This is a genomic window from Bordetella tumulicola, assembly GCF_054779135.1.
The window spans coordinates 507,994-530,617 of the sequence record NZ_BAAGYU010000007.1; the positions used below are offsets into that span (position 1 = coordinate 507,994).

Here is a 22,624-nt window from a genome sequence, read left to right on the forward strand (position 1 = left end):
GAGATCATGCACTTTGCCCCTTCGCACGTACTGCGCGCGCCGGGCAACGAGCGGCCCGCACGGCGGGGAAATTTGCAAGTTGGCGCTGCCAGATTCGAACATCGAGCGGGTCGTAAAGGTCGTCTCCATGCTGCACGTAAACTTTGCCAAGACCCTGCGAATAGAACAATTGGCCGATGTGGCGCGAATGAGCCCATCGTCGTTCCATCAGCACTTCAAGGCACTGACCTCCATGACGCCGCTTCAGTTTCAGAAGCAAATGCGCCTTCTGGAGGCGAGGCGCCTGATGGTATCAGAGGCGGCCAACATAGCGGAGGCTGCCTACAAGGTTGGTTAGGAGAGCGCTTCGCAGTTCAGTCGGGAATACTCGCGGACGTTTGGCCTCGCTCCGAAGCAGGACGTCATGAAGCAGCCGCGCCTGTATAGCGAGTATGCCAGCCGCACGGTGCAGAGCGCATAGCATTGCAGCGCCTACGTTAAAAGAGCGCGCTGAGTGCAGTCTTTAGCCGCGATGGACCGTATTGTCATGTGGGGAGACGCCGTTCGGTCATCAGCAGGGCCAGGATTGGTTGTATGCCGAGTATCGTCGTCAGTAGCTCGGAATCAATCCTGCTACCAGCATCGAACGATGTAATACCGACTGGCGTCGGGCCTGCGGAGTGTCTTAACTAAATGCGTAGCGGCAGTGTCATCGCAAAGAAATCCGTAGCACGTCGTACACGTGTGGGTACGAACCGGCGCTTCGGCCAGACAAGGCTGACGTCTCTGGGCTCGTCGATGAATTCGTCGAGAACTGTGATTACGTCCGACTGCTGAAATTCCCCCACAAGCGAAGCCCTGTGGAACATGCCGATGCCAACGCCGGCCAGTACGCCGGCCAAGATCGTTTCGACGCTGTTGGAGGAAAGATTGCCACTGACCGGTACGCTGAACCGACCTTCCGGCCCGGTGAACGGCCACTGCGTCATGTCGCCGTAGATCAGGCAATTGTGATTGGTGAGTTCAGCAGGTGTCTTCGGAATAGGGTGTTTCGCGAAGTAGCGACGAGAGCCCGCGCAGACGAGTGAGGTGCCGGCCGCACGTCGCACGACAGAGTCGGGGTCGCTAACCGGACTGACACGAATGGCTAGATCAATCCGGTCTTCCACCATGTCCCTCACGGCATCGGACAGCACCAGGTCGACCCGTAGGCCAGGATGATGAGACAAGAGTTCGGGAATCAGCGGCAGAACGTGCAAGCGGCCGAATGTGGAGGGCGAGGCGATTCTGACAAGACCTGAGACATCCAACGTGCTGTTGGTCAGCTCGCTGTCCGCTACCTGTATTTCGTCAACCAGTGGTTTGAGGCGTTCGTAGTATCTCTGCCCCTGATCGGTGAGCGTCACCTTCCGAGTGCTGCGATGGAGTAGGGCTACCCCGAGCCGTTTTTCCAGTGCGTTTACCGCCTTGCTGATGGCAGACTGCGACTGGCTGGTCTTGCGCGCAGCCGCCGAAAACCCGCCGGTTTCGACCACGGCGATGAAGGCCTTCAGTTCATGAAAACGATCCATTCCAATTTGGCATAAGTCTGATGGGTTATTCAGTAATTATCAACCATAGTGGAATTAATTACCATCCTTCTCAAGCACATCTAGAGTAGGAGCGGTTTCATGAGTTATTCGATCATCGGTTTCGGCGAAGTGGGTCAAGCCCTCGCCGAAGGCGGCGCACTCGCCTAGGCGCGTGGACGCATTTGGGCCCGCTGATTTTTCAAGACCTCATCAAGTCCAACTGAACTCGTGCGAACGTCCACTGCAATCAAGCAAGCAACAAGAGAAAATCATGTACGAAATTATCAAGTGGCCCGAGGAAATGAAACCGAGCCGCTCACCGATCCACTTCACCAACGAGCTTGACGTCGCGGCCTCGGTCGAGACGATCTGGTCGCTGCTCACAGACCCCAAGGCGTGGCCGAGCTTCTATCCTGGCGTCCAGCATGTGCAGTTGCTAGACGGTCATCAGCGCTTCCGTGCCGGCACGCGCTTCGAGACAAATCTGGCCGGACAGGATGTTTATGCCTCGGTGCAGGAGTTCGAGCCGATGGCGCGTATCGCTTGGGGCGGCTATCCGACGGTCGACGAGCACTCGAAGGCTTATCACGCTTGGATCATCACGCCAACGGCCAATGGTTGTCATTTGTGGACCGAAGAAACGATGCGAGGGCCGCATTGGATCGAGCTGGCTAAGCAGGCGCCAGATATTTTCTGGCTCACCCATGAAAAGCTGCTCAAGGACATCGCCGAAGTCGCGGTCGCCCGCGAGAAGTCTGGCGCTTGAAGAGCGGGAGGAAAACATGATCGACAAAGTGATTTGGCCTGAGCGTTACGATCCGAGAACGTCGGCGATCTATGCACTCAACGACATCGACGTAAAAGCGCCACCCGAAGTGGTTTGGAAGCTGTTGGTCGATGCCGAGCATTGGGCTCGCTATTTTCCCGCCGAGGATCAGGTGAAAATCCTGTCAGGAGAGCCGGAGCTGATGCTGGGCACGCGCTACCACCGGGTGACGGTCGGCTATCCGATGAGCCTGACCGTGACCGAATGCGTACCGAACCGCCGATTGGCGTGGGCGACGACTGTCGATGGCGAGGATACGGGTTCGAGCGCCTACCACGGCTGGGTCATCACGCCGACGGACGAAGGCTGTCATGTGTTGACAGAAGAAACTCAACAAGGCGAATTTTTCCTCGACGTGATCGGACGCCAATATCCCGGTGCCCTGTACCGCTACCACCAGGATTGGGTCGAACGCCTTGCCCGCGCGGCGGAAGACGACGTGGCGAAACAGATAGACTAACCCATCCTCGATAGGAGAAAACTCCATGCAAATTGAACTCAAGAACCGCACGGCGGTTGTGACCGGTTCCACCGCTGGCATCGGCCGCGCGATTGCCGAAGGGCTGGCCCGTGCAGGCGCGGCAGTCGTCATCAACGGGCGTACACAGGAGCGTGTTGATACCGCATTGCGCGAGATGCGAGCCCTGTTGCCGGAAGCCGAATTGACCGGTGTTGCCGCAGATATTGCCACGGCAGCAGGTTGCTCGGCTCTTTTCGCGCACGCACCGGATGCGGATATTCTCGTCAACAATGCTGGCACGGCACGCCTGAACAATTTCTTTGATCAAGGCGACGACGAATGGCTCGACCTGTTCCAACTCAACGTGATGAGCGGTGTGCGCGCCGCGCGTCATTACGTGCCGAAAATGACGGCACGTGGTTGGGGGCGCGTGGTGTTCATCAGCAGTGAATCCGGACTGAACATCCCAAAGGAGATGATCGACTACGGCGTCACCAAGACCGCGATTCTTGCCGTCTCGCGGGGGTTGGCGGAACTCGTCGCTGGCACAGGCGTTACCGTCAACGCCGTGTTGCCGGGTCCTACCAACTCCGAGATTCTGTCGAACTGGATGAAATCGACCGCACAAGAGCAGGGCATCACTCAGGCACAAGCCGAGCGAGAGTTCCTGACAGCCGCACGCCCGACAACACTGATCAACCGTTTCGCCACCACGGAAGAGGTGGCGAACATGGTGGTATATGCCTGCTCGGAACAGGCTTCTGCAACCACGGGTGCCGCATTGCGCGTCGATGGCGGCGTAGTTCGTTCGATTGCTTGAAAGCCAGAACCGGAAACGCTCCAAGCATCACGCCTCGAACTATGCAGGTAGTAGACCCGCAGTGCGGTAGCCCTCGATCAATGCATCATAGACGGTGATGTCCGAACGGCTTCTGGCAATGAGCTGAGCGCCGGCGACGGCTGCAAAGATGGCGCGTGCGCGCTGTTCACTCTCTGCCGGGCCGACCACGTTTGCCGCGGATAGAACGTTGATCAGCCATGCGACGTGTACCTCTGCGAAGGTCCGAACCTCTTTCATCACGCTCTCGGCCAAGTCATCGCTTTCTGCCGCCATGAAGCTACATAGGCAGATGCGATTGCCGCTCGCGAGCGCCTTGCGAAACGTCTCGGGATATCTGTGCAGGCATTGCAGCGGATCCTTGGCTTCGGCCGATAGTGCGTCCAATGCCGCGGCCGAGTCTTCCCAGTATCGTCGTGCTACTGCTGCACCAAGATCGGCTTTATTCGTGAAGTGGTGGTAGATGCTGGACGCCTTGATTCCTACGGCTTCCGCCAGATCCCGGAAATTCAGCCCACCGTAGCCATGGGCCTGCGCAATCTTCGTGGCGGCCATCAGGATTCGCTCCCTGGAGCTTGAATTTGCTTCGTTCCTCACTACGACGGTCTCCGCTTTGAAGAAAAAGTATTGACAGAGGGGGATTGTAGCGCCTATCGTTAGAACTAACGAACGTTAGTTAGATTTAACGAATGACGATCCAAACCGTCACGAATACAACTGCAGAGGAAGGGCCATGACTACCACCACAACGAACTTCGACGAAGTCAGACCGTCGCTGATGACAATTTATGATTTTCCCCAAGGACCCTATCCGACGCGGGTTCGCATCGCCCTGTCCGAAAAGAACCTGCAATCTCGCGTGCAGTTCGTGATGGTCGATTTGTATAAAGGAGAGCACAAAAAGCCGGAGTTCATCGCGAGCAAAAACTACTCGGGCACGCTGCCCGTGCTCGAACTCGATGACGGAACCTGCATTGCCGAGTGCACCGCCATCACAGAGTACCTCGACGCACTTGACGGTCTGCCCACGCTAACCGGCACGACCCCACTTGAAAAGGGCGTGATCCACATGATGAGCAAGCGTGCCGAATTGGAACTGCTTGATGCCATCAGCGTCTATTTTCACCACGGGACGCCAGGGCTGGGGCCTGCGGTCGAGCTGTATCAGAATCCCGAATGGGGGTTTCGCCAGCGAGACAAGGCCTTGAGAGGTATGCACTACTTTGATGGTGTTCTGAAAAACCAGCCCTATATTGCCGGTCGAGCCTTTTCGATGGCAGACATTACCGTAATCGGCGGTTTGGTCTTCGCCTCGATCGTTAAGCTGCCGATACCTGCTGAATTGAAGGCCTTATTGAATTGGTACGCAAGAATGCAGGAACGTCCCAGCATAAAGAACCAGCCAGCATTTTCCGCACTTGCGATAGATTGAGAGAAGTCTCAAAAGTCGCGATAGCGCTCCTCCAATACGTTTCGGGCTCCCGGTAATCCTTTCGCTTTGACCGGATACCCTTGGTATCACCCGCACGAGCCAATCATTGGATAGTCGGTTCGCGTGATGAGTGCGACGCGGAACTATGCGATTGCTTGGTCGGCAATAAGCGGGCTGCTTACGCTATGCCGTATTTGCTGCAGGAGTTCACTGACTGCACGTGGGATTTGCCCTTTTGTCTGATAAAGATTGATTGCGAATGAGGGAAGTTCAGGCAGGCGCTCCCCAAAGGGGAGGATGCCGAGATCGGTCGGAACTGTCGAGGCAAGCCACGCCGTCACGGCAAGATCAGCCCGAATCGTGGCGTGTGTCGCATCGATGCTACCGCTCTCGAACATCGTTCGCCAGGGAAGTTCGACTTCACCGAGAGCCTGTAAAACAACGGGACGGAAAGCACAGGTCTCGGCGACCATAGAAACTGGAAGCGGGGTCTTCAGATGTGCCGTGCCACCCTTGGCGCCGACCCATACGAGACGATCAACCGCCAAGCATTCCCCATGCGATTTCCCATGCGATTTCCCAACCGGCTCCTCGACCAGGGCGAGATCCAATGCGCCATTGTCGACAGCAGTCAAAAGTTCAGGGGACGCAAGACAGACAAGCTTGATCTCCACTTGGGGATGCGCCTGCGAAAAAGTTTTAAGAATCGGGGGCAGCCATGTCCCTACAAGATCATACGGAGCGCCCAGGCGGACGAGGCCATTTATTGGCTCTTGCGCCATATCCGCCCACAACTCGTCATTGAGAACAATAAGACGCCTTGCTTTTCCGAGAAACCGCTCGCCGTTTGGTGTCAGACGGAGCGTCTTTCGCTCACGAATGAACAACGCGCCGGATAAATCCTCTAGCCGAGCAATCTGCTGACTGACAGCGCTCTGGGTAAGATGCAAGACGTTTCCGGCCGCCGTCATGCTGGCGTGATCGGCGACAGCGACAAAGGTGCGAAGTAGGGCGACATCGAGATTGCGAGCCATGCTATGCATTATGAGTCGTAATGCATCGCTTGCACAATATGAGATTTAGTTATGCGAGGAGTCGCGATAGAGTTTCCCAAATACGTTTGGGGGGTGTATGTCCATCGCTGAATTGTCGCCACTTACGCTGTTTGTCATCGTGTCCACGATCACGCCAGGCGGCGCCACGACTTTAGCTACCGCGTCCGGCGCTCGTTTCGGATATCGCCGCTCTCTACCGTTTATATGCGGGATCGCGTTGGGCCTTGCTTCCATGGCCGCCGGTGCTGCTACTGGATTAGGAGGGGTCATTCTGGCCTTTCCGTCTCTGCAGCTCGCCATGAAGCTCATCGGCACGCTCTACCTACTATGGCTCGCATGGAAGATGACGCGAAGCGGCCCACCGCACTTGCATTCAAATATCGCGCGTCCTACTGGATTCTTCGGCGCGGTTTGGCTCGTCTGGCATAACCCGAAAGGTTGGGCGGTGGCAATGGGAGCCGCCGCCTCCTTTGCCTCGCTTGCGGCTGAGCCATCGCATTTCGCTCTTACCCTAGGATGTTCGTTCGGGTTCGCGGCGATCCTTTCGCTTTCCCTTTGGTGCGTCGCGGGCTTGATACTCGCGCGCCTTCTTCGAACAGATGCGCAATGGCATGCATTCAATGCTGTATTAGGAGCTCTACTTGCTATTTCAATCATTCCGATGTGGTTCGAATGAATAGCGATCTTCGCTTTGACCGGATACCCTGGGTGCGCCGCGCGTCACGAGGGGGAGGGCCGCCAGATCACGATTGAAGCTCATAATTTGACCTCCAGTGAGGCAATTTTGCCGGCGTGCAGACCAAAGAAATATCGCAAATCCACTGGGCTGCCGGGAAAGTTACCAACAACGTGCGCCGTCACAATGGTCTGCTCACCTGCCTCGTCGATCGAGAAAGGCTCGGCGGTGTATTTATATTTGCGTGACGATTTTTCCTTCCAGTCACGTATCGCATTGCGACCAGAGTAGGTGTTTCCCTCGTCTTTGACGATGGCATCTTCAGTAAAACATTCGGAAACCGAAACAGCATCACTTAGATCTGCCTGGAAGTATGCTGCAATGGAATGTGGTAGTTGTAGCATCACGCGAACTCCCTTACTGGTGTTTAGAAATGCAGATGAGTTCTCTCAACTGCTTGCCTGGCAAACAGAGTAGAGATAAGCTTTACCAATGACAAGTACGCACGAAAAAGTAGGGTACTTACCTAAAGGTAAGGTAATTCATACGCCAACCTCCGCCGCTGAAGGCGTCGAGCAGACCCTTAAAATTCTTGAGGGACGCTGGAAGCTGCTGATCCTGTTTCATCTCTTTGGCGGTCACCTCCTGCGATTTTCCGAATTAGAGCGTGCCATTCCTGCAATTTCGCAGAAGATGCTGATCCAGCAACTTCGGCGGATGGAGGATGATGGAATCGTTCGCCGCATTGTTCATCATCAGGTTCCGCCCAAGGTTGAATACGGCTTGACCGATTGGGGGCAAGCGCTTTGTCCTGCCCTTGATGAGTTGCTGAAGTGGGCTGCCCAGCGCGATGATCACGCCGCGTGTTGAGAGATTGGCCAGCAGCCCGAGCCAATAGAACGCTGCCGTCGAATCGCGCGTCGCGTGGGCTCGAATTCATGAACTTGTGATGGCTGGCGGTGCCACAATCAGCGCCTGAGATGTCAAGGCCGAACATGTAGTGTTCCCCTGACTGGCGTCGGGACGCTAGAGCGCTTGCACGGACTCTTCGACCTGGAACAAGACTTGCTGGCAGCCACTCATAGACTCAAGGAGCAACGCCATGCTGCAGCACTTCAGAATTTATATTTTGGCCAGCATCATGGTTTTCGGCGTATCGGCTTGCGGTGGAAGTGGACAACCGCCGCCGTCGACCAGCTACGGGTCGGATCCCGTTCTACCGAAACCCGACTCTTCTCTCATTCCGTCTGTAAACGTCGCGCCGGCCAAACCCTGGGCTGACAATCAAAAACCCACGGCGCCGGCTGGATTCGAGGTACGTGCGTACGCCAAGGGACTGGACCACCTGCGTTGGATATACGTGTTGCCAAACGGCGACGTACTGGTAGCCGAAACCAATGCGCCAAAGCGGCCCGAGGACGAGAAAGGCTTTAGATCCAAAGTTATGCGGTTCTTTCAGAAGAAGGCGGGGGCTCACGTTCCCAGCGCCGACCGCATCACGCTGCTGCGCGACGAGGACGGAGACGGCGAAGCCGAGACCCGCGACGTCTTTCTGGAGAACCTGGTTTCCCCCTTCGAGATGGCGTTGGTGGGTACGGATTTCTATGTGGCGAATACCAATGCGGTACTGCGCTTTCCTTATGAGGAAGGGGTGACGTCGATCAAAGACGCTGGCAAGAAAGTGACTGACCTGCCGGCCGGCCCCCGCAATCACCATTGGACCAAGAACATCATCGCTTCCCCGGACGGAAAATTGATGTACGCCACGGTGGGATCCAATAGCAACAATGCCGAAAATGGCCTCGAAGAGGAAGAAGGGCGCGCGGCGATATGGGAAATCGATCTATCGACTGGCAAGAAGCGACTTTTCGCAACCGGCTTGCGCAATCCAAACGGCATGGGTTGGCAGCCGGACAGCGGGCAATTATGGGTGTCGGTCAACGAACGCGACGAACTCGGCAACGACCTGGTACCAGACTACATGACGGCGGTCAGAGACGGCGCTTTTTACGGTTGGCCCTACAGCTATTTCGGGCAGCACGTGGACGAGCGCATGAAGCCGCAGAACGCCGCGCTCGTTGCCTCGGCCGTCAAGCCCGACTATGCGTTGGGCGCACACACGGCTTCGCTTGGGTTGACTTTCTACGACGGCGAGTCCTTCCCCGAAAAATATGCCGGTGGCGCATTCATCGGTCAGCACGGCTCCTGGAATCGGGATCCGCATAGCGGCTACAAAGTGATTTTCGTGCCGTTCAAGAATGGCCGGCCGGCTGGGCAGCCGGAAGATTTTCTCACCGGGTTTCTCAATGAAGAAGGCGATGCGCTGGGACGACCAGTTGGCGTAGCGGTGGACAAGACCGGTGCGCTTCTCGTCGCTGACGATACGGGAAACACCATATGGCGAGTCGCGCCCACCAAGTAGATAAGGTACTGCATGTCACGAAGGACCTGACATGCTTCCTAGCCTTTATCGGATTTATGTTCAGGTTTATGTTTGGTCTTCGTGGCCGCCATGTCGTGTAATTCCTTTTTGCTCATGGACTTGTACATGGACTTGGATGGCCCCTTTAAGTCACTGACCTTTTTTTCGCCTTCTTTGGCCGCCAACGCGATGCCGGCCGCCTGCTGCTGGGATTTGGATTTTGCTGGCATGATGAAATTCCTTGAGTAGGGTGGCATCCAGAATCAGCAAGTTCTATGCCTATTGCTAGTTGTGCCTACTTTGTCTTCCGTCGTGCCACTTGTTTGTACGGCTTTTGAAGAAAGAAGCGCATCACTCGGCTGTTCGCCCACATCCGTACTTTCCCTTATTTTTAAGTAGCGCGTCACGCACTATTATCTGTTTTACAAGTAGCGCGTCACGCATTACATGGATAAGGAAAAATGAAGCAATTCACCGGATACTGCACGTTGTGCCGGTCACGCTGTGGATCCGTTAATCACGTGGAGAACGGCCGACTGGTCGCCGTGACGCCTCTTGCGAGCCATCCCACCGGCGGCGCGTTGTGTGCCAAGGGCAGGGCGGCGCCGGAAATGATGGCAAAAAGCCAGCGTTTGCTGCGGCCGCTCAAACGGACAAATCCACGTGGCGCGGCGGACCCCGGTTGGCGGGAAATCGGTTGGTCGCAAGCTATGGATGAAGTCGCCGCAGGGCTGGCCGCCGCACGAGAACGTGACGGGGCCGAAAGCGTTGCCTTCGCCGTCACCACACCCAGCGGGACGCCCATGGTGGACAGCTTTGAGTGGGTGGAGCGCTTCATCCGGCTGTTCGGTAGCCCCAACTTGATCTATGCGGTGGAGGTCTGTGGTTGGCACAAGGACTACGCCCATGCGCTGACGTTCGGGCGCGGCATCGGCATTCCGGATCTGGAGCACACCGACACGATGCTGCTCTGGGGGCACAACCCCGCGCGGACATGGTTGGCGCAGGCCGCGCGGATCGCCGCGGCCCGGCAGCGGGGCGCAAAAATCGTGGTTGTGGATCCCAACCGAGAGGGATCGAGTCAGCAGGCGGATTTATGGATACGAGTACGTCCCGGTGCCGACGGTGCACTGGCGTTGGGCGCCATTCGCCACCTGTTGGAAACGAGGCGCTTTGACCACGACTTCGTAGTGCGTTGGACCGACGGGCCATATCTGGTTGACAGCACGAGTGGAGAGTTGCTGCGGGCCGTCGACCTCTGGCCGGATGCCGATCCCGCGGCGCGTGTGGTGGTGCAGGGCGATGGTCCTATCGCTAGCGGGCGCGGCTCGGATACGGCGCGGGCCGAGCTATTCGGCTCCTGGTCATTACGCCTATATGACGGTCGTATGTGTGAGTGCATCACGGTCATGCAAGCCCTGCGGGAAACCGTGGATCGCTATACACCGAGCGAAGTCGCTAGGTTAGCCTGGCTCGACGAGACCGAGTTGGCAAGATTCAACGCCATCTTCGAAAACGCTCCCCGGCTGTCCTATCACGCCTGGACCGGTGTCGGCCAGCATACCAATGCCACGCAAACTGATCGGGCCATTGCCACACTGTATGCCTTGACGGGCGCGTGCGATAGAAAAGGGGGGAACTTGTGGACCATGGCGCCTCCCTATCGCGCCGTCAATGGGTATCGCGAGTTGTTGCCGGCATCCCAACGCGCGAAAGCACTCGGCCTGGATGAGCTGCCTCTCGGACCTCCCAGCATGGGATGGATCACCACGCGAGACTTCTGCAGGGCAGTATTGCGGCAAGATCCGTATCCGGTACGCACGTTGATGAGTTTTGGCACGAACCTGCTGGTCTCGCAAGCCGAGACCGCGCGCAACAGGGAGGCATTGCAGGCGTTGGATTTCCATGTGCATGTCGACATGCACATGAATCCGACCGCCATGAATGCGGACATTGTGCTGCCGGCCAACATGCCATGGGAGCGCGAAGCGCTGAAGCTGGGATTCGAGATCAGTCAGGCGGCCGTGGAACACGTGCAGTTGCGTCCCAAAATGGTGACGCCTGCGGGTGAGTCGCGCGCGGACTATGAGATCGTGCTGGACTTGGCGCGGCGCCTGGGACTGCGCGACGCGTTTTTCGGCGCGGATATGGATGCGTGCTGGAATCATCAACTGGCGCCCTTGGGCGTCGATGCGCAGGCTTTGCGCGAGCAGCCCGAGGGAATCCGTTTTCCGCAGGCTTTTTCCTACGAAAAATATAAGGCGCTGCACGATGGCCAGCCCGCAGGATTTCCCACTCCAGAGGGCAGGGTACAGATCTATTCCGAAGCCTTGTACACCATCGGGCAACCCGCGCTGCCTACCTATGTGGAGCCTGCGGATACGCCGGCACGGTACGGCCATGAATATCCGATAGTTCTGACGACCGCCAAGAGCGGCTGGTTCGTGCATTCGTCGCATCGGTATGTCGCCTCGTTGCGGCGCAAATCGCCCGAGCCTCAGGTGTATATGAGTACAACGGCCGCGCGAGGCAGGCGCATCAACAACGGCGATTGGGTGCATGTGCGAACGCCATATGGCGAGGTCTCCTTGCGCGCGAAAATCAATGGCGATTTGCACGAAAATGTCGCGGTTGCCGAGTTCGGTTGGTGGCAGGGCTGCGAGGGCCTGGGGCGCGCCGAGAACGCGATCGTTGGGTCCTCGTCCAGCAATATCAACGCCATCATGACGGATCGTCACCGCGATCCCGTTAGTGGCTCGGTGCCATTGCGCGCCACGGTGTGCGACATCATTCGCGATGATGCGCGCAATACGGGTAGCTGGAGCGGTGTGCGTGAGTTTCGACTCACGCGCAAGCGCATCATCGCACATGATGTGGCGGAGTTGCGGCTGGCGCCTTGCGATGGCGAAGCACTTCCTGATTTTCTGCCGGGGCAGCACGTCACCGTGTCCATACCTGACCGCCAGGTTCGGCGTGCTTATTCGCTTACGGGCCCTAATCGCGCTCCCACATATCTGTCCATTGCCGTCCGACGGGTAAGAGGTGAAGACGTCCCCGATGGCGTGATGTCCCATGCCCTGCATGGACTGCGCGAGGGTGCGCGCGTGATGCTGTCTCCACCTGCAGGGGTATTCACGCCTGCGTTGCACACGAGACGGCCTGTGATATTGATGGCCAGTGGCATCGGCATTACGCCTTTTCATGGATACCTGGAAGCCCTGGCACAAAGCGTTGACGCTGCCCCATCCGTGTTGTTGATACATGTATGCCGTGACGGACTGTCGCACCCGTATGGGTCTCAGCTCACACGTCTCGCGAGCCGCATTGGCTCAGTCCGTATGCTGACGGTGTATGCGGCGCCGACGGGCAATGACAAGTTGGGCCGGGATTACCACCAGAGCGGTCGGCTGGATTTCGAATGGCTTTCTCCTGCGGTGGCGGCGGAGCAGCCCCTGGTTTACCTGTGCGGTTCTCCGGGCTTTTTGACGCACTGTACGGACGAACTGGTTGCACGGGGCATTCCGCGTTTCGACATTTTCGCGGAAACGTTCAACAGCGAAACACGTGTGCCGGCGACTCTGGTACCGCAGCGGATCGATATTCAAGGAGAGGGTGCCAGTTATACCTGGGAACCCTCGGCCGGTACGTTGCTCGACGCCGCCGACCGCGCCGGCCTGTCTTTGCCGAGCGGATGCCGGGTCGGTCAATGCGAGAGCTGCACCATGCATATCGTTTCCGGCCAGGTCGCCCACCTCATTGATTTCGATGGTCCACCGGATACGTGCCTGACCTGTCAGGCAGTTCCAATCACCCCCTTGACTCTGCGCAGCTAACCCTGCCTCTGCCTTTCCCAGGAGTTTGTCATGCCAAATGACCACCTTGTCGCCGCTGCCCCCGCCGAGCGTAGACAGGCAATCGCCAGTCCTATAGAACGGTTCTCCCATGCCATGGTCGCATGGGCGGAAAAATGGTTTCCCGATGCGTACGTTTTCGTGATCGTGGCGTGCGTGGCAGTCGCGATCGGCGCCATTGTGCATGGCGGTGATCCGCTTGCGGTCAGTGAGGCTTTCGGCAAAGGTTTTTGGAGCATCATCCCCTTTACGATGCAGATGGCCATGGTGGCTATTACGGGTTACGTACTGGCGTTGTCTCCACCGGTGGCACGGATGCTGCGCGCGCTTGCGCGCGTGCCCTCGACCCCGCGCGGAGCCGTTGTGTTCATCGGCACGCTGAGTATTCTGCTGTCGCTGGTGAACTGGGGCTTGAGCCTGATTTTTTCGGGATTGCTGGTGCGTGAAATGGCGCGCCGCACAGACCTGCGGCTCGACTACCGGGCTGCTGGCGCCGCGGGATACCTTGGATTAGGCTGCGGTTTTACATTGGGAATGAGTTCGTCGGCAGCACAACTGCAAGCGACGCCCGCCAGTATTCCGGCGTCGCTCATGCCAATCACGGGCGTGATCGAGTTCTCCCAAACCATACTGACGTGGCAAAACCTGGTGGTGGTGATTCTGGTGACTACCGTCTCCGCGCTGGTGTGCTATTTCACAACGCCCAGTCCGGAACGATCTATGACTGCGCAGGATTTGGGCGTGGATCTGACGGAAAACAAGGCGGAGGCAGCACAACGTCAACGCCCCGGCGATTACCTGGAGTTCAGTCCTTGGCTGACGGTGGCCGTCATCGGACTGGCTTCGGGATGGTTGTACTTGACCTTCAGCAGCGGCAATCCATTGATCACCATGTCGCAACTGAACACGTATAACTTTGTGTTCCTGTTGCTCGGTTTGTTGTTGCATTGGCGACCGCGCAGCTTCTTGGAGAGTTTTAGCCGCGCCATGCCGAGCATCGGCGGTGTAATGCTGCAGTTTCCGTTCTACGGTGGCATCGGCTATGTGCTGACCAAGGTCGTGAATGCGCAGGGGAATACGCTGTCGGATGCGATTGCACACTGGTTCGTGAGCCTCGCGCACGATAGCAGCGTTTTCTCGGTGCTGGTCAGTATCTACTCCGCATTTCTTGGTTTTTTCATCCCATCAGCTGGCGGAAAGTGGGTGATCGAGGCACCGTACATCATGGATGCGGCCAACCAGATACAGGCCCACCTTGGTTGGACGGTCATGGTCTACAACATTGCCGAGACGCTGCCCAACTTCATCAATCCGTTCTGGATGCTCCCGTTACTGGGAATATTGCGTCTCAAATCCAAGGACCTCGTCGGTTATACCGCCATGCAATTTCTGGTGCATTTCCCCATCGTCGTCATCGTCGGCGCGATTCTTATGCACACATTCAGCTACGTTCCGCCTGTCATTCCCGCCCATTGAAACCACTCTGTGAATCGCATCATGAACATCTCACATATCGCAAACGAACCCATCTTGGACTATCGCCCCGGCAGCGGCGAACGCCGGTGCTTGGAAAAAGCGCTGGATGCGTTACGTGTTCGCGAGTCGCAAATTCCGCTGGTCATCGGCGGTCAGCGGAAAAGCGGTGCCGGCACGCGCGCGCTGCATTGTCCGCATGACCACGCCAATAGGCTAGGCATGGTCGCACAGGCCGATGAACAGATGACCGCTGCGGCGGTACAGGCGGCGGTAGCGGCACAGGCAGAATGGGCCGCTACGCCTTTCGACGAGCGTGCGGCCATTTTTTTGCGCGCCGCTGAATTGCTTTCGGGGCCGTGGCGGCAAACGCTCAATGCGGCGACGATGGCGGGTCAGAGCAAAACCGTGCATCAGGCGGAAATTGATTCGGCCTGCGAGTTGATCGATTTTCTGCGTTTCAACGTTGCCTTTGCAGAGCGATTGCAGCAGTTGCAGCCTCTGTCGACCAACGGCGCTCTCAATCGCCTGGATTATCGACCACTTGAAGGGTTCGTTTATGCCGTCACACCGTTCAACTTTACAGCTATCGGCGGCAACTTGCCGTGCGCGCCAGCACTTATGGGCAACACGGTGGTGTGGAAACCCGCGTTCGCGGCGTCCCTGAGCAATTACCTGATTCTTGAGTTGCTCGAGGCGGCTGGCTTGCCGCCTGGCGTCATCAATTTTGTCCCTGGTGATTCCGCTGCGGTCTCTGCCGCCGTACTGCGATCTCCCGATTTTGCCGGTCTGCATTTCACGGGCTCCACCGCGGTCTTTGACGGACTGTGGCAGCAGGTGGCACAGAACCTGCCGACGTACCGGGCGTATCCCAGGCTAATTGGCGAGACGGGTGGCAAGGACTTCGTGCTGGCACATGCCTCCGCCGAGCCAGAGACGCTTAGCGTGGCGTTGCTGCGCGGCGCCTTTGAATACCAAGGACAGAAGTGCAGTGCTGCGTCTCGCGCCTATATTCCGGCGTCGCTGTGGCCTCGCGTCAAACAATGCTTGCTGGATGCGTTGGCCACCGTGCGTATGGGTGATGTGTCGGACTTCGGTATGTTCATGGGGGCTTTGATCGATCGTAAAGCCTATGATCGCGTCATGCGGTATATCGATCGCGCGTCGGTACAAGGTTCGACGGTGTTGGCCGGTGGCAGAGGAGATGACCGCATTGGATATTTTGTCGAGCCCACGGTGATTGAGGCCTCGGACCCCAAAGCGGACACCATGCGGGAAGAGATCTTTGGACCGGTGCTGTCGGTCTACATCTATCCCGATGCGAACTGGAAGGAAGTCCTGTCGCTCGTGGATCGGACCAGCCCTTATTCTCTGACCGGCGCCGTGTTCGCGAACGATCGCCAGGCCATTAATGAGGCTGCGGCCTCTCTACGGTTCGCAGCCGGCAACTTCTACGTCAACGACAAACCAACTGGTGCCGTGGTCGGTCAGCAGCCATTCGGCGGTGCCCGTAGGAGCGGCACGAACGACAAGGCGGGCTCAATGTTGAATCTGCAGCGTTGGGTTTCGCCGCGCACCGTCAAGGAAACTTGGGTGCCGGCTCGCCATTACGCCTATCCGTCTATGGGCGATGCGGGCTGAAAAACGCGACGCCGCGTCACGGAGGGCGAACCGTGAATTTACCTCGACGCGTGACGCGCTACGTTATTGGTTTTGTTAAAGTGAGGGCTACAACTACGTACAAACAACCGAAGAGGTCGACTGCATGTCGAGGATGGCACCGCCCGCAAACCTGCGAGAATCCGTTATTGCACACTTGCGTTCCCAGATTGTGTCGGGCACCGCGGCACCTGGCATGATTTTTTCGGTTCCCAGTCTGGCGAATGAGTTGGGCATATCTACCACGCCAGTGCGCGAGGCGTTGCTGGAGTTGAGCCGATCGGGTTTGGTCGAGCCCTTGCGCAATCGCGGTTTCCGTGTGCAGACTATCACGCTGCAGGATCTCGAGAATCATTTTGACGTGCGTGTCATGCTGGAGTCCGGCGCGCTGGCGACCCTGGCGCACAAGGGTCTGACCGATACAGCACCGCTTGTGGCGCTGGCTGACGAGGTCGCGCAGGCAGTGAAAGCGGAAGACGTGGGGCGGTACATCGAATCCGATCGCTGTTTCCACGAAGCCTTGGTTTCGCGCGCTGGCAATCCATTACTCACTCGGATGATCATGCACTTGCGTGCGGACATGCGGCTTTACGGAATCAATTCCGAAGAGGGCCGAGAGCGCCAGCGTGCCTCGGTGGACGAACACTACGAAATGATCGAACTGGCGTCCAACCAACAATCCGAGGCGATCGTGGCTTTGATCACCCGACATATCGAATCGTGGAAGCCGCTATTCGCTGCTGCGCTCTAGTCTTCCGACTGTGACGATATGTACGTTATCGTTTCGTCGGCAGGTTGCTGAACCTTGAGCGCCTGAGCTGCTCGTCTGAAACCCCGATGTTCGGCAACAGCAAGAAAATATCGGAGGTGACGAAGCTCTATCTCCGTTACTCGCCAGGTCGGGGGAGGACAGCGACTGCTTTGATCGGCAGACGTCGGATGCGTCGTCCGGCCAGATTGGCAAATGCATTGGCCACTGCAGCACCTGCCGGCCCTTGTGCGGCTTCGCCAACGCCGAGATAGCCTTCGCCTGGGCGATCGATCAGATGCACCTCGACGTCAGGAGCCTCGGTTATGCGCAGGATCGGATAGCTCACCCAGTCGCTGCTTGCGATCCGAGTGCGGTCGAACTCGACGGCCTCTATGAAGGTCCAGCTCGCAGCCTGCACGATGGCGCCTTCTATCTGGTTGCGTACGCCGTTCGGGTTGATGAGCTCGCCGCAATCGACGGCAGCGACGGCGCGGGCAAGCCGTATATTCTCGCCGGCCTTATCCCACTGGATTTCCGCCGCGACGGCGACATAGGCGCCGTAGTTGTTGAGCCGGGCAAAACCAAATCCCCGTCCACGCTGTTGCCCGATTGTGAAGTCTGACCAGCCGAACCGTTCAGCCGTCAGTTCAATCACAGCTCGTGCGCGGGGATCGGAAAGATGGGCAATGCGGAAGGCGACAGGGTCAGTGTCGGCCAGAACCGCCAACTCGTCCATGAAGCTCTCTATGGCGAAAATATTGGCGAATGCGCCAAGGCCGCGCAGGGCTGAGGAGCGAAGCGGTGCGCGCCGGACAAAGCGGGTATCGACGCTGGCGGGGATATCGTAATAGGGCTCGGCATTGTAGCTGCCGCCGCCGGTCCATTGGGTAAGGCCATCAAGGAACGATGCTGCGATTGGCGGATCGACGTAGCGAGCGGCGAGAAGGCGAGCCGCGCCGCCTGGCCGCGAGGAATGGGACGGGCTGGCGACGGAATAATCCCATGCCGAGATCCGGCTGCGTTCGTCGATTTCGCCGCAGACCTGCATGACCATCGCCGGGCCATACGGCTCCCAGAGATGCTCGTCCTCGCGCATCCATTGTAGCCTGACCGGTCGACCGGGAAGGGCGCGTGCGATCAGGGCTGCGTCGGCGGCAGCGTCATCGGCGCCGTTGTGGCCGTAGCAGCCGGCGCCCTCCATATGGATGCAACGAATACGGCTGGCAGGAAGATCGACAAGGCCGGCCAGCGACGAACGCAATGGATACATGCCCTGAGCATGGCTCCAGACGGTCAGGCTTCCGTCCTTATATTCGGCCACCGCGCAACTCGGGCCGATCGCGCCATGCATGCGATATGGGACTTCGTAAGTGGCCACGAGCCGATGGCGGGAGACGTTGGCAACCTGCTCCTCCATTCTGGCCTCCCGGCGAAGATAATCGAAGATGGCATCCTGGCCGGGCATCGTTTCTGTTTCGTGCCAGCGCGCCGTGTTGCGCAGCCGATCGAGCGCGCGGATCGTCTGTTCTTCCCGCTCGGCAGCAACGGCGAGGAAGCTGCCATTGCGGATGACCTGTACGATACCGGGCATGGCCAACACCGCATCCACCTCAACACCGGCCAGAACCGCCCCGTAGCTCGGCGGGCGCAAGACGCGGGCATGCAGCATGCCCGGAAGACGCAAGTCCTGGACAAAGGCCACCCCACCGGTGACCTTGGCGGGGAGGTCGATGCGGGGGGCATCCTGCCCGATCAAATGGTAGTCGGACGGCGATTTCAGCGTGGCCGAACGGATGGCAGCGCCCGCTGCCGTGCGATTCGCGACGAGCTGCCAATAGGTCACGTTTCGCCCGCCGGACTGCACGGTCCCGTCTCGTACGCTAAATTCAGCTGTCAGACCTTCAAAGTGCCGAGAAGCCATCGCCAGTAGCATCGCTCGTGCCCGCGCCCCAGCTTGACGTACGGCCATCCCGGTTGAGCGCATGGAGGCGCTGGAATCGGTAAAGCCCTCATTAGGCGCGGAGGCTGTGTCGACAGGGGCAACGACAATGCGCTCAATCGCGACATCCAGTTCCTCGGCTGCGAGCTGGGCAATCGCCGAATTCAGTCCCTGACCCATTTCGATGCGCCCGATATGGATATGCACAGTGCCGTCAGCGCGGATTTCGATCCGATCGTTGAAACGGTGCGAATGCGATGCAGCCTCCGTCTGCGCACGGGCGCATCCGGGTAGCAGGATCGAAACGACGAGCGCACCGGAACTGGACAGAAAACCGCGACGGGAAACAATTGCCTTATTCATTCCGTCATCTCTTTCGCCGCGCGGCGCACTGCCTTCATGATTCGGGGATAGGTGCCGCAGCGGCATAGATTGCGCTCCAGCGCCTGTTTGATCTCGTTATCGGTCGGGTTCGGATTGAGATCGAGCAGCGCTTTGGCGGCCATAATCATGCCAGCCGTACAGAAGCCGCATTGTGCCGCCTGCTCAGTGAGGAAAGCCTGTTGCAGGGGATGGAGATGATCCAATATACCGATTCCCTCGAGCGTCTCGACTGACTTGCCGGCGACATCTTCGAGCAGAACCACGCAGGATGCCGCGATCTCGCCATCGACGATCACGCGGCAGGAGCCGCATTGCGCCAGTCCGCATCCGAATTTCGGGCTGTTGAGTTCGAAGTCATTACGTAGAACATAGAGGAGGGGTGTGCCTGCTTCCGCGTCAGCCGAAACCTCGGCATCGTTGAGCCGGAAAGGCACCCTCATGTTCTGGCACCGTCGGGTTTCGGGCCGGTGTAGCGGAGTATCCAGAGTCCCTGGTTTTTGTCGCTGATGTAGATGAAGCCGCGCCGGTCCACGACGACGTCTTCGGTCTGCAGAACCAGCTTGTCTTCTGGCATCGGCCCATAGCGCCGGGTGGGTTCCGGCGGAATGAAATAGCCGACCTCACGTGGAAGGCGGGTGTTCGAAACGTCGTAGATTCTGAGCCCTGCGTTGAAGTGCGCGATGTAGAACAGATCGCCTTGCCTCTCGACATCGGGATGATGCTGGTGGTGGTTGATATTGTGAGGCCCGCGCCAGCCACCACGGGTTGTGAAGTCCGAATAGGGAGCATCTGCGGGCGGCACGGGCTCGGGCAACAGCGACAGCAGGAAGGGTTCGCTGGGGTCGGAAATATCGACGATCGACGCGTGATGCATTGCGCCACGACCATAGGTGACGTTCTCCGAATTGGCGAAGGCGATGCCGCGCTCTGGGATCGGCAGTACACCATGCACGCCGAAGCGTGAATGGAAGGGCGGACTGAAGCTCAGGCCGCTAATCTGCTTCGGCTGCGAGACATCGCTGATATCGAGCACGACGATCCCCGCCGCGCCATACGGCAGATAGACAAGGTCGCCGACGACATAGGGCGGGCCATGCAGAGAAACATCCTCGCCTGTGCTGGCACAGAAGGCGCCGCACATGCATTGGGGCCGCAGTCGGTAGCCATCGGAGGTCTCCTGAGTGGCGGCGGCGGGTTCGGCAGCCGCAAAACTCTCGCCGCCGGCCTCCTGCTGGCCAGGCACCCACCAACGTCCGGCCTCGCGCGGATTGGAGCGATCCGAGATATCGAGAACGACGTAGATGTTACCCTTGTACCCTGGCATGCCGGCGGCAAGATGAACGTAGCGCCCGCCGGGATAGAGATTGCGGTGTGTTCCGTTGCCGCCGGTGCGATAGTGACCGAGTTGTTTCGGATTGATGGGGTCGGCGATATCCCAGATCAGAACGCCTTCACCAAATGGAGCATCGGGATCGCCGCCGAAATTCGCGAATGGCCTTTCGAGCGCGGTCACCATCGTGTCACCGGACAGATCGATCTGTAGCGTCCAGGTGTTCGTACCGGGATAGGGCACGAATTTGACGACCTCCGGCTTTGCCGGATCGGTCACGTCGACGATGCTCCAGCCGGAGTGCCAGAAGTGTCCGGTGTAAAGATACCAGCGCTCGCCCACCTGCCTGATCGCCATCTTGAACGCCGGGCGATGATCGAGATCGGTATAGCCAACCGCTTCGACGTTATGGGCGAAGGCGCCGGGAGGCGCTGGTGAGGAAGCAGGCACAGGTTGTGCAAGTGCCTCGCCGACAAGACCAGAATGAGCTGCTGTCGCGATTGCCGCTCCGGCAAACGGCAACTTCAGCATCTGGCGGCGTGAAATTTCGGAATTCTTCAAAATCCTGCCTCCTTGTTTTCTGCAACTTTCCAGATTTTGCAGACTCCGATATATTCCGTCCAATATCGATTGGGTCGGAAGTAATTCGATTTGGGAAATTAAAGGATGGACCACAAATTGATGCAGTCCTTCGTGGCTGTCGCGGAAGAACTGCATTTCGGGCGTGCCGCAGTTCGCCTGCATATATCGCAACCGCCACTGACAAAGCAGATTCAGCAACTGGAACAGGCCATGGGCGTGCGCTTGCTGGAGCGCACCAAGCGCAAGGTCGAACTGACTGCTGCGGGCCGTGTGTTCCTCGATAAAGCGCGGGCAGTGCTTCATCAGACAGGACAAGCGGTGGAGCTTGCTCGCAAAGCCGGTCGCGGTGAAACCGGACATCTATCAGTCGGATTTATCGATGCGGCCATCTACAGCGTGGTGCCAGCTATCGTTCGGCAATTCACCGAACGTTATCCCGAGGTCGAGTTGAGCCTGACCGATCTGCGCATTCCCAATCAGGTCAAACTTGTGGCCGAACGCCAGTTGGACATTGGTTTTGTTCATCCTCCTATCGTTCACAAGGCTCTGCGGGTCGAAAGCATAGTGGTCGAGCCGCTGATCGTGGCATTGCCGGAAGCGCACCGACTGGCCGCAGAAACCGAGATCGCCCTGGCCGACTTGGCGCCGGAGGCACTGATTCAATTTCCGCGCAGCATCAACCCATCCCTCTATGACGAGATCGTCGAGCTGTGTAGATCCTCCGGCTTCAGTCCAAGGATCGTGCGGGAAGCAACGCCCAAGCAGACCATCATCGGGCTTGTGTCCGTAGGGCTTGGTGTCTCACTGCTGCCAGCCTGTCTTGCGAACCTGCGGCGATCTGGCGTGGTCTATCGCCCCATTCGAGGCCGAAACCTGTCTATCGATACATCCATCATCTATCGGTGCGAACAGCCTTCGCCGGTGTTGAGTGCATTCCTTGCCATCGTGCGCGAGACGGTGAAGCCAATACCGACTGGTGTCGGGCCTGCGGAGTGTCTTAACTAGATGCGTAGCGGCAGCGTCATAGCAAAGAAATCCGTAGCACGTCGTACACGTGTGGGTACGAACCGGCGCTTCGGCCAGACAAGGCTGACGTCTCTAGGCTCGTCGATGAATTCGTCGAGAACTGTGATTACATCCGACTGCTGAAATTCCCCCACAAGCGAAGCCCTGTGGAACATGCCGATGCCAACGCCGGCCAGTACGCTGGCCAAGATCGTTTCGACGCTGTTGGAGGAAAGACTGCCACTGACCGGTACGCCCTCTCCAAAGAGTCCTTTAGCCGCGCAATCTGCTGACTGCGCTGTGTAAGATGCAAGGTGTTTCCCGCCGCCGTCATGCTGACCGCCCAAAGTGGGTGTTTCTAAGGGGATGTCAGCATTCACTATGTAAGCTT

The 22,624-nt window shown here is 58.2% G+C and carries 23 protein-coding genes; 13 read left to right on the forward strand and 10 right to left on the reverse strand.

Going from position 1 to position 22,624, the window contains the following annotated elements; translation table 11 throughout:
- The first annotated feature begins 79 nt into the window (after positions 1–79).
- The gene (locus ACYVDM_RS10745; RefSeq protein WP_415786000.1) at positions 80–337 is read left to right on the forward strand and encodes a helix-turn-helix domain-containing protein; all 258 of its coding nucleotides are present in this window, start codon (positions 80–82) and stop codon (positions 335–337) included.
- Positions 338–668: 331 nt separating this feature from the next.
- On the opposite strand, the gene ACYVDM_RS10750 is transcribed toward ACYVDM_RS10745, so the two are convergent.
- Positions 669–1,550, reverse strand: coding sequence for a LysR family transcriptional regulator (locus ACYVDM_RS10750; RefSeq protein WP_415785997.1), 882 nt, complete (start codon positions 1,548–1,550; stop codon positions 669–671).
- Between the two features lie 271 nt (positions 1,551–1,821).
- Between ACYVDM_RS10750 and ACYVDM_RS10755 the strand changes: the two genes are divergently transcribed.
- Genes ACYVDM_RS10755 through ACYVDM_RS10765 form a run of 3 tightly spaced genes read left to right on the forward strand, consistent with a single transcriptional unit; the run spans position 1,822 to position 3,656 of the window.
- Entirely contained in the window at positions 1,822–2,316 is a 495-nt protein-coding gene (locus ACYVDM_RS10755; RefSeq protein WP_415785995.1) for an SRPBCC domain-containing protein, read from the forward strand.
- A 16-nt stretch (positions 2,317–2,332) separates the two neighbouring features.
- Positions 2,333–2,836 (forward strand): SRPBCC domain-containing protein, encoded by a 504-nt coding sequence (locus ACYVDM_RS10760; RefSeq protein ID WP_415785993.1) that lies wholly within the window; start codon positions 2,333–2,335, stop codon positions 2,834–2,836.
- 25 nt (positions 2,837–2,861) lie between these two features.
- On the forward strand, positions 2,862–3,656 hold the full coding sequence (locus ACYVDM_RS10765; RefSeq protein WP_415785991.1) for an SDR family NAD(P)-dependent oxidoreductase: 795 nt from the start codon (positions 2,862–2,864) through the stop codon (positions 3,654–3,656).
- 39 nt (positions 3,657–3,695) lie between these two features.
- Here ACYVDM_RS10765 and ACYVDM_RS10770 read toward each other — a convergent pair whose 3' ends face one another.
- Positions 3,696–4,271 (reverse strand): TetR/AcrR family transcriptional regulator, encoded by a 576-nt coding sequence (locus ACYVDM_RS10770; RefSeq protein ID WP_415785989.1) that lies wholly within the window; start codon positions 4,269–4,271, stop codon positions 3,696–3,698.
- 136 nt (positions 4,272–4,407) lie between these two features.
- Between ACYVDM_RS10770 and ACYVDM_RS10775 the strand changes: the two genes are divergently transcribed.
- Positions 4,408–5,106: a glutathione S-transferase gene (locus ACYVDM_RS10775; RefSeq protein ID WP_415785987.1), complete on the forward strand. Its 699-nt coding sequence runs from the start codon at positions 4,408–4,410 to the stop codon at positions 5,104–5,106.
- 143 nt (positions 5,107–5,249) lie between these two features.
- On the opposite strand, the gene ACYVDM_RS10780 is transcribed toward ACYVDM_RS10775, so the two are convergent.
- Positions 5,250–6,140, reverse strand: coding sequence for a LysR substrate-binding domain-containing protein (locus ACYVDM_RS10780; protein WP_415785985.1), 891 nt, complete (start codon positions 6,138–6,140; stop codon positions 5,250–5,252).
- Between the two features lie 97 nt (positions 6,141–6,237).
- On the opposite strand from ACYVDM_RS10780, the gene ACYVDM_RS10785 reads away from it, so the two are divergent.
- Positions 6,238–6,837, forward strand: a complete 600-nt coding sequence (locus tag ACYVDM_RS10785; RefSeq protein WP_415785983.1) for a LysE family translocator — start codon at positions 6,238–6,240, stop codon at positions 6,835–6,837.
- Positions 6,838–6,917: 80 nt separating this feature from the next.
- Here the strand turns inward: ACYVDM_RS10785 and ACYVDM_RS10790 are convergent, their stop codons facing one another.
- Positions 6,918–7,241, reverse strand: a complete 324-nt coding sequence (locus ACYVDM_RS10790) for a nuclear transport factor 2 family protein (protein WP_415787040.1) — start codon at positions 7,239–7,241, stop codon at positions 6,918–6,920.
- Positions 7,242–7,329: 88 nt separating this feature from the next.
- On the opposite strand from ACYVDM_RS10790, the gene ACYVDM_RS10795 reads away from it, so the two are divergent.
- Complete coding sequence (locus tag ACYVDM_RS10795) at positions 7,330–7,707, forward strand: winged helix-turn-helix transcriptional regulator (protein WP_415785981.1); 378 nt, start codon at positions 7,330–7,332, stop codon at positions 7,705–7,707.
- A 232-nt stretch (positions 7,708–7,939) separates the two neighbouring features.
- On the forward strand, positions 7,940–9,259 hold the full coding sequence (locus ACYVDM_RS10800) for a PQQ-dependent sugar dehydrogenase (RefSeq protein WP_415785979.1): 1,320 nt from the start codon (positions 7,940–7,942) through the stop codon (positions 9,257–9,259).
- A gap of 38 nt (positions 9,260–9,297) precedes the next feature.
- Here ACYVDM_RS10800 and ACYVDM_RS10805 read toward each other — a convergent pair whose 3' ends face one another.
- Positions 9,298–9,489 carry a DUF3008 family protein gene (locus tag ACYVDM_RS10805; RefSeq protein WP_415785977.1) on the reverse strand — a complete coding sequence of 64 codons (192 nt, stop codon included), beginning with the start codon at positions 9,487–9,489 and terminating at the stop codon, positions 9,298–9,300.
- Positions 9,490–9,720: 231 nt separating this feature from the next.
- On the opposite strand from ACYVDM_RS10805, the gene ACYVDM_RS10810 reads away from it, so the two are divergent.
- From ACYVDM_RS10810 to ACYVDM_RS10825, 4 genes are all read left to right on the forward strand, one after another.
- Positions 9,721–13,092, forward strand: a complete 3,372-nt coding sequence (locus ACYVDM_RS10810) for a molybdopterin-dependent oxidoreductase (protein ID WP_415785975.1) — start codon at positions 9,721–9,723, stop codon at positions 13,090–13,092.
- A gap of 30 nt (positions 13,093–13,122) precedes the next feature.
- On the forward strand, positions 13,123–14,586 hold the full coding sequence (locus tag ACYVDM_RS10815; protein ID WP_415785973.1) for a short-chain fatty acid transporter: 1,464 nt from the start codon (positions 13,123–13,125) through the stop codon (positions 14,584–14,586).
- Positions 14,587–14,607: 21 nt separating this feature from the next.
- Positions 14,608–16,224 carry an L-glutamate gamma-semialdehyde dehydrogenase gene (gene pruA, locus ACYVDM_RS10820; protein ID WP_415785971.1) on the forward strand — a complete coding sequence of 539 codons (1,617 nt, stop codon included), beginning with the start codon at positions 14,608–14,610 and terminating at the stop codon, positions 16,222–16,224.
- A 133-nt stretch (positions 16,225–16,357) separates the two neighbouring features.
- Positions 16,358–16,993 (forward strand): GntR family transcriptional regulator, encoded by a 636-nt coding sequence (locus ACYVDM_RS10825; RefSeq protein WP_415785969.1) that lies wholly within the window; start codon positions 16,358–16,360, stop codon positions 16,991–16,993.
- Here ACYVDM_RS10825 and ACYVDM_RS10830 read toward each other — a convergent pair.
- The 4 genes from ACYVDM_RS10830 to ACYVDM_RS10845 are packed head-to-tail and all read right to left on the reverse strand — an operon-like array spanning position 16,990 to position 21,207.
- A complete protein-coding gene (locus ACYVDM_RS10830) occupies positions 16,990–17,208 on the reverse strand; it encodes a LysR family transcriptional regulator (RefSeq protein WP_460475415.1) in 219 nt (72 codons plus the stop codon). The two genes, ACYVDM_RS10825 and ACYVDM_RS10830, sit on opposite strands and share 4 nt — an antisense overlap.
- Entirely contained in the window at positions 17,130–19,295 is a 2,166-nt protein-coding gene (locus ACYVDM_RS10835; protein WP_415785967.1) for a xanthine dehydrogenase family protein molybdopterin-binding subunit, read from the reverse strand. The genes ACYVDM_RS10830 and ACYVDM_RS10835 overlap by 79 nt, the downstream gene beginning before the upstream one ends.
- On the reverse strand, positions 19,292–19,756 hold the full coding sequence (locus tag ACYVDM_RS10840; RefSeq protein WP_415785965.1) for a (2Fe-2S)-binding protein: 465 nt from the start codon (positions 19,754–19,756) through the stop codon (positions 19,292–19,294). The genes ACYVDM_RS10835 and ACYVDM_RS10840 overlap by 4 nt, the downstream gene beginning before the upstream one ends.
- Positions 19,753–21,207 (reverse strand): LVIVD repeat-containing protein, encoded by a 1,455-nt coding sequence (locus ACYVDM_RS10845; protein ID WP_415785963.1) that lies wholly within the window; start codon positions 21,205–21,207, stop codon positions 19,753–19,755. The genes ACYVDM_RS10840 and ACYVDM_RS10845 overlap by 4 nt, the downstream gene beginning before the upstream one ends.
- Before the next feature lie 105 nt (positions 21,208–21,312).
- Here ACYVDM_RS10845 and ACYVDM_RS10850 point away from each other — a divergent pair, with 105 nt between their 5' ends.
- Complete coding sequence (locus ACYVDM_RS10850) at positions 21,313–22,233, forward strand: LysR family transcriptional regulator (protein ID WP_415785961.1); 921 nt, start codon at positions 21,313–21,315, stop codon at positions 22,231–22,233.
- Here ACYVDM_RS10850 and ACYVDM_RS10855 read toward each other — a convergent pair.
- Positions 22,230–22,613, reverse strand: coding sequence for a LysR substrate-binding domain-containing protein (locus ACYVDM_RS10855; protein ID WP_415785959.1), 384 nt, complete (start codon positions 22,611–22,613; stop codon positions 22,230–22,232). The two genes, ACYVDM_RS10850 and ACYVDM_RS10855, sit on opposite strands and share 4 nt — an antisense overlap.
- Between the last annotated feature and the right edge of the window lie 11 nt (positions 22,614–22,624).

What these genes read in the sequence shown, in the direction of transcription:
- ACYVDM_RS10840 (WP_415785965.1), bottom strand. Translation starts at nt 19,756, where the DNA reads ATGAGGGTGCCTTTCCGGCTCAACGATGCCGAGGTTTCGGCTGACGCG.
- ACYVDM_RS10775 (WP_415785987.1), top strand. Translation starts at nt 4,408, where the DNA reads ATGACTACCACCACAACGAACTTCGACGAAGTCAGACCGTCGCTGATG.
- ACYVDM_RS10760 (WP_415785993.1), top strand. Translation starts at nt 2,333, where the DNA reads ATGATCGACAAAGTGATTTGGCCTGAGCGTTACGATCCGAGAACGTCG.
- ACYVDM_RS10815 (WP_415785973.1), top strand. Translation starts at nt 13,123, where the DNA reads ATGCCAAATGACCACCTTGTCGCCGCTGCCCCCGCCGAGCGTAGACAG.
- ACYVDM_RS10755 (WP_415785995.1), top strand. Translation starts at nt 1,822, where the DNA reads ATGTACGAAATTATCAAGTGGCCCGAGGAAATGAAACCGAGCCGCTCA.
- ACYVDM_RS10800 (WP_415785979.1), top strand. Translation starts at nt 7,940, where the DNA reads ATGCTGCAGCACTTCAGAATTTATATTTTGGCCAGCATCATGGTTTTC.
- ACYVDM_RS10835 (WP_415785967.1), bottom strand. Translation starts at nt 19,295, where the DNA reads ATGAATAAGGCAATTGTTTCCCGTCGCGGTTTTCTGTCCAGTTCCGGT.
- ACYVDM_RS10780 (WP_415785985.1), bottom strand. Translation starts at nt 6,140, where the DNA reads ATGGCTCGCAATCTCGATGTCGCCCTACTTCGCACCTTTGTCGCTGTC.
- ACYVDM_RS10790 (WP_415787040.1), bottom strand. Translation starts at nt 7,241, where the DNA reads ATGCTACAACTACCACATTCCATTGCAGCATACTTCCAGGCAGATCTA.
- ACYVDM_RS10785 (WP_415785983.1), top strand. Translation starts at nt 6,238, where the DNA reads ATGTCCATCGCTGAATTGTCGCCACTTACGCTGTTTGTCATCGTGTCC.
- pruA (WP_415785971.1), top strand. Translation starts at nt 14,608, where the DNA reads ATGAACATCTCACATATCGCAAACGAACCCATCTTGGACTATCGCCCC.
- ACYVDM_RS10810 (WP_415785975.1), top strand. Translation starts at nt 9,721, where the DNA reads ATGAAGCAATTCACCGGATACTGCACGTTGTGCCGGTCACGCTGTGGA.
- ACYVDM_RS10795 (WP_415785981.1), top strand. Translation starts at nt 7,330, where the DNA reads ATGACAAGTACGCACGAAAAAGTAGGGTACTTACCTAAAGGTAAGGTA.
- ACYVDM_RS10825 (WP_415785969.1), top strand. Translation starts at nt 16,358, where the DNA reads ATGGCACCGCCCGCAAACCTGCGAGAATCCGTTATTGCACACTTGCGT.
- ACYVDM_RS10750 (WP_415785997.1), bottom strand. Translation starts at nt 1,550, where the DNA reads ATGGATCGTTTTCATGAACTGAAGGCCTTCATCGCCGTGGTCGAAACC.
- ACYVDM_RS10850 (WP_415785961.1), top strand. Translation starts at nt 21,313, where the DNA reads ATGGACCACAAATTGATGCAGTCCTTCGTGGCTGTCGCGGAAGAACTG.
- ACYVDM_RS10765 (WP_415785991.1), top strand. Translation starts at nt 2,862, where the DNA reads ATGCAAATTGAACTCAAGAACCGCACGGCGGTTGTGACCGGTTCCACC.
- ACYVDM_RS10805 (WP_415785977.1), bottom strand. Translation starts at nt 9,489, where the DNA reads ATGCCAGCAAAATCCAAATCCCAGCAGCAGGCGGCCGGCATCGCGTTG.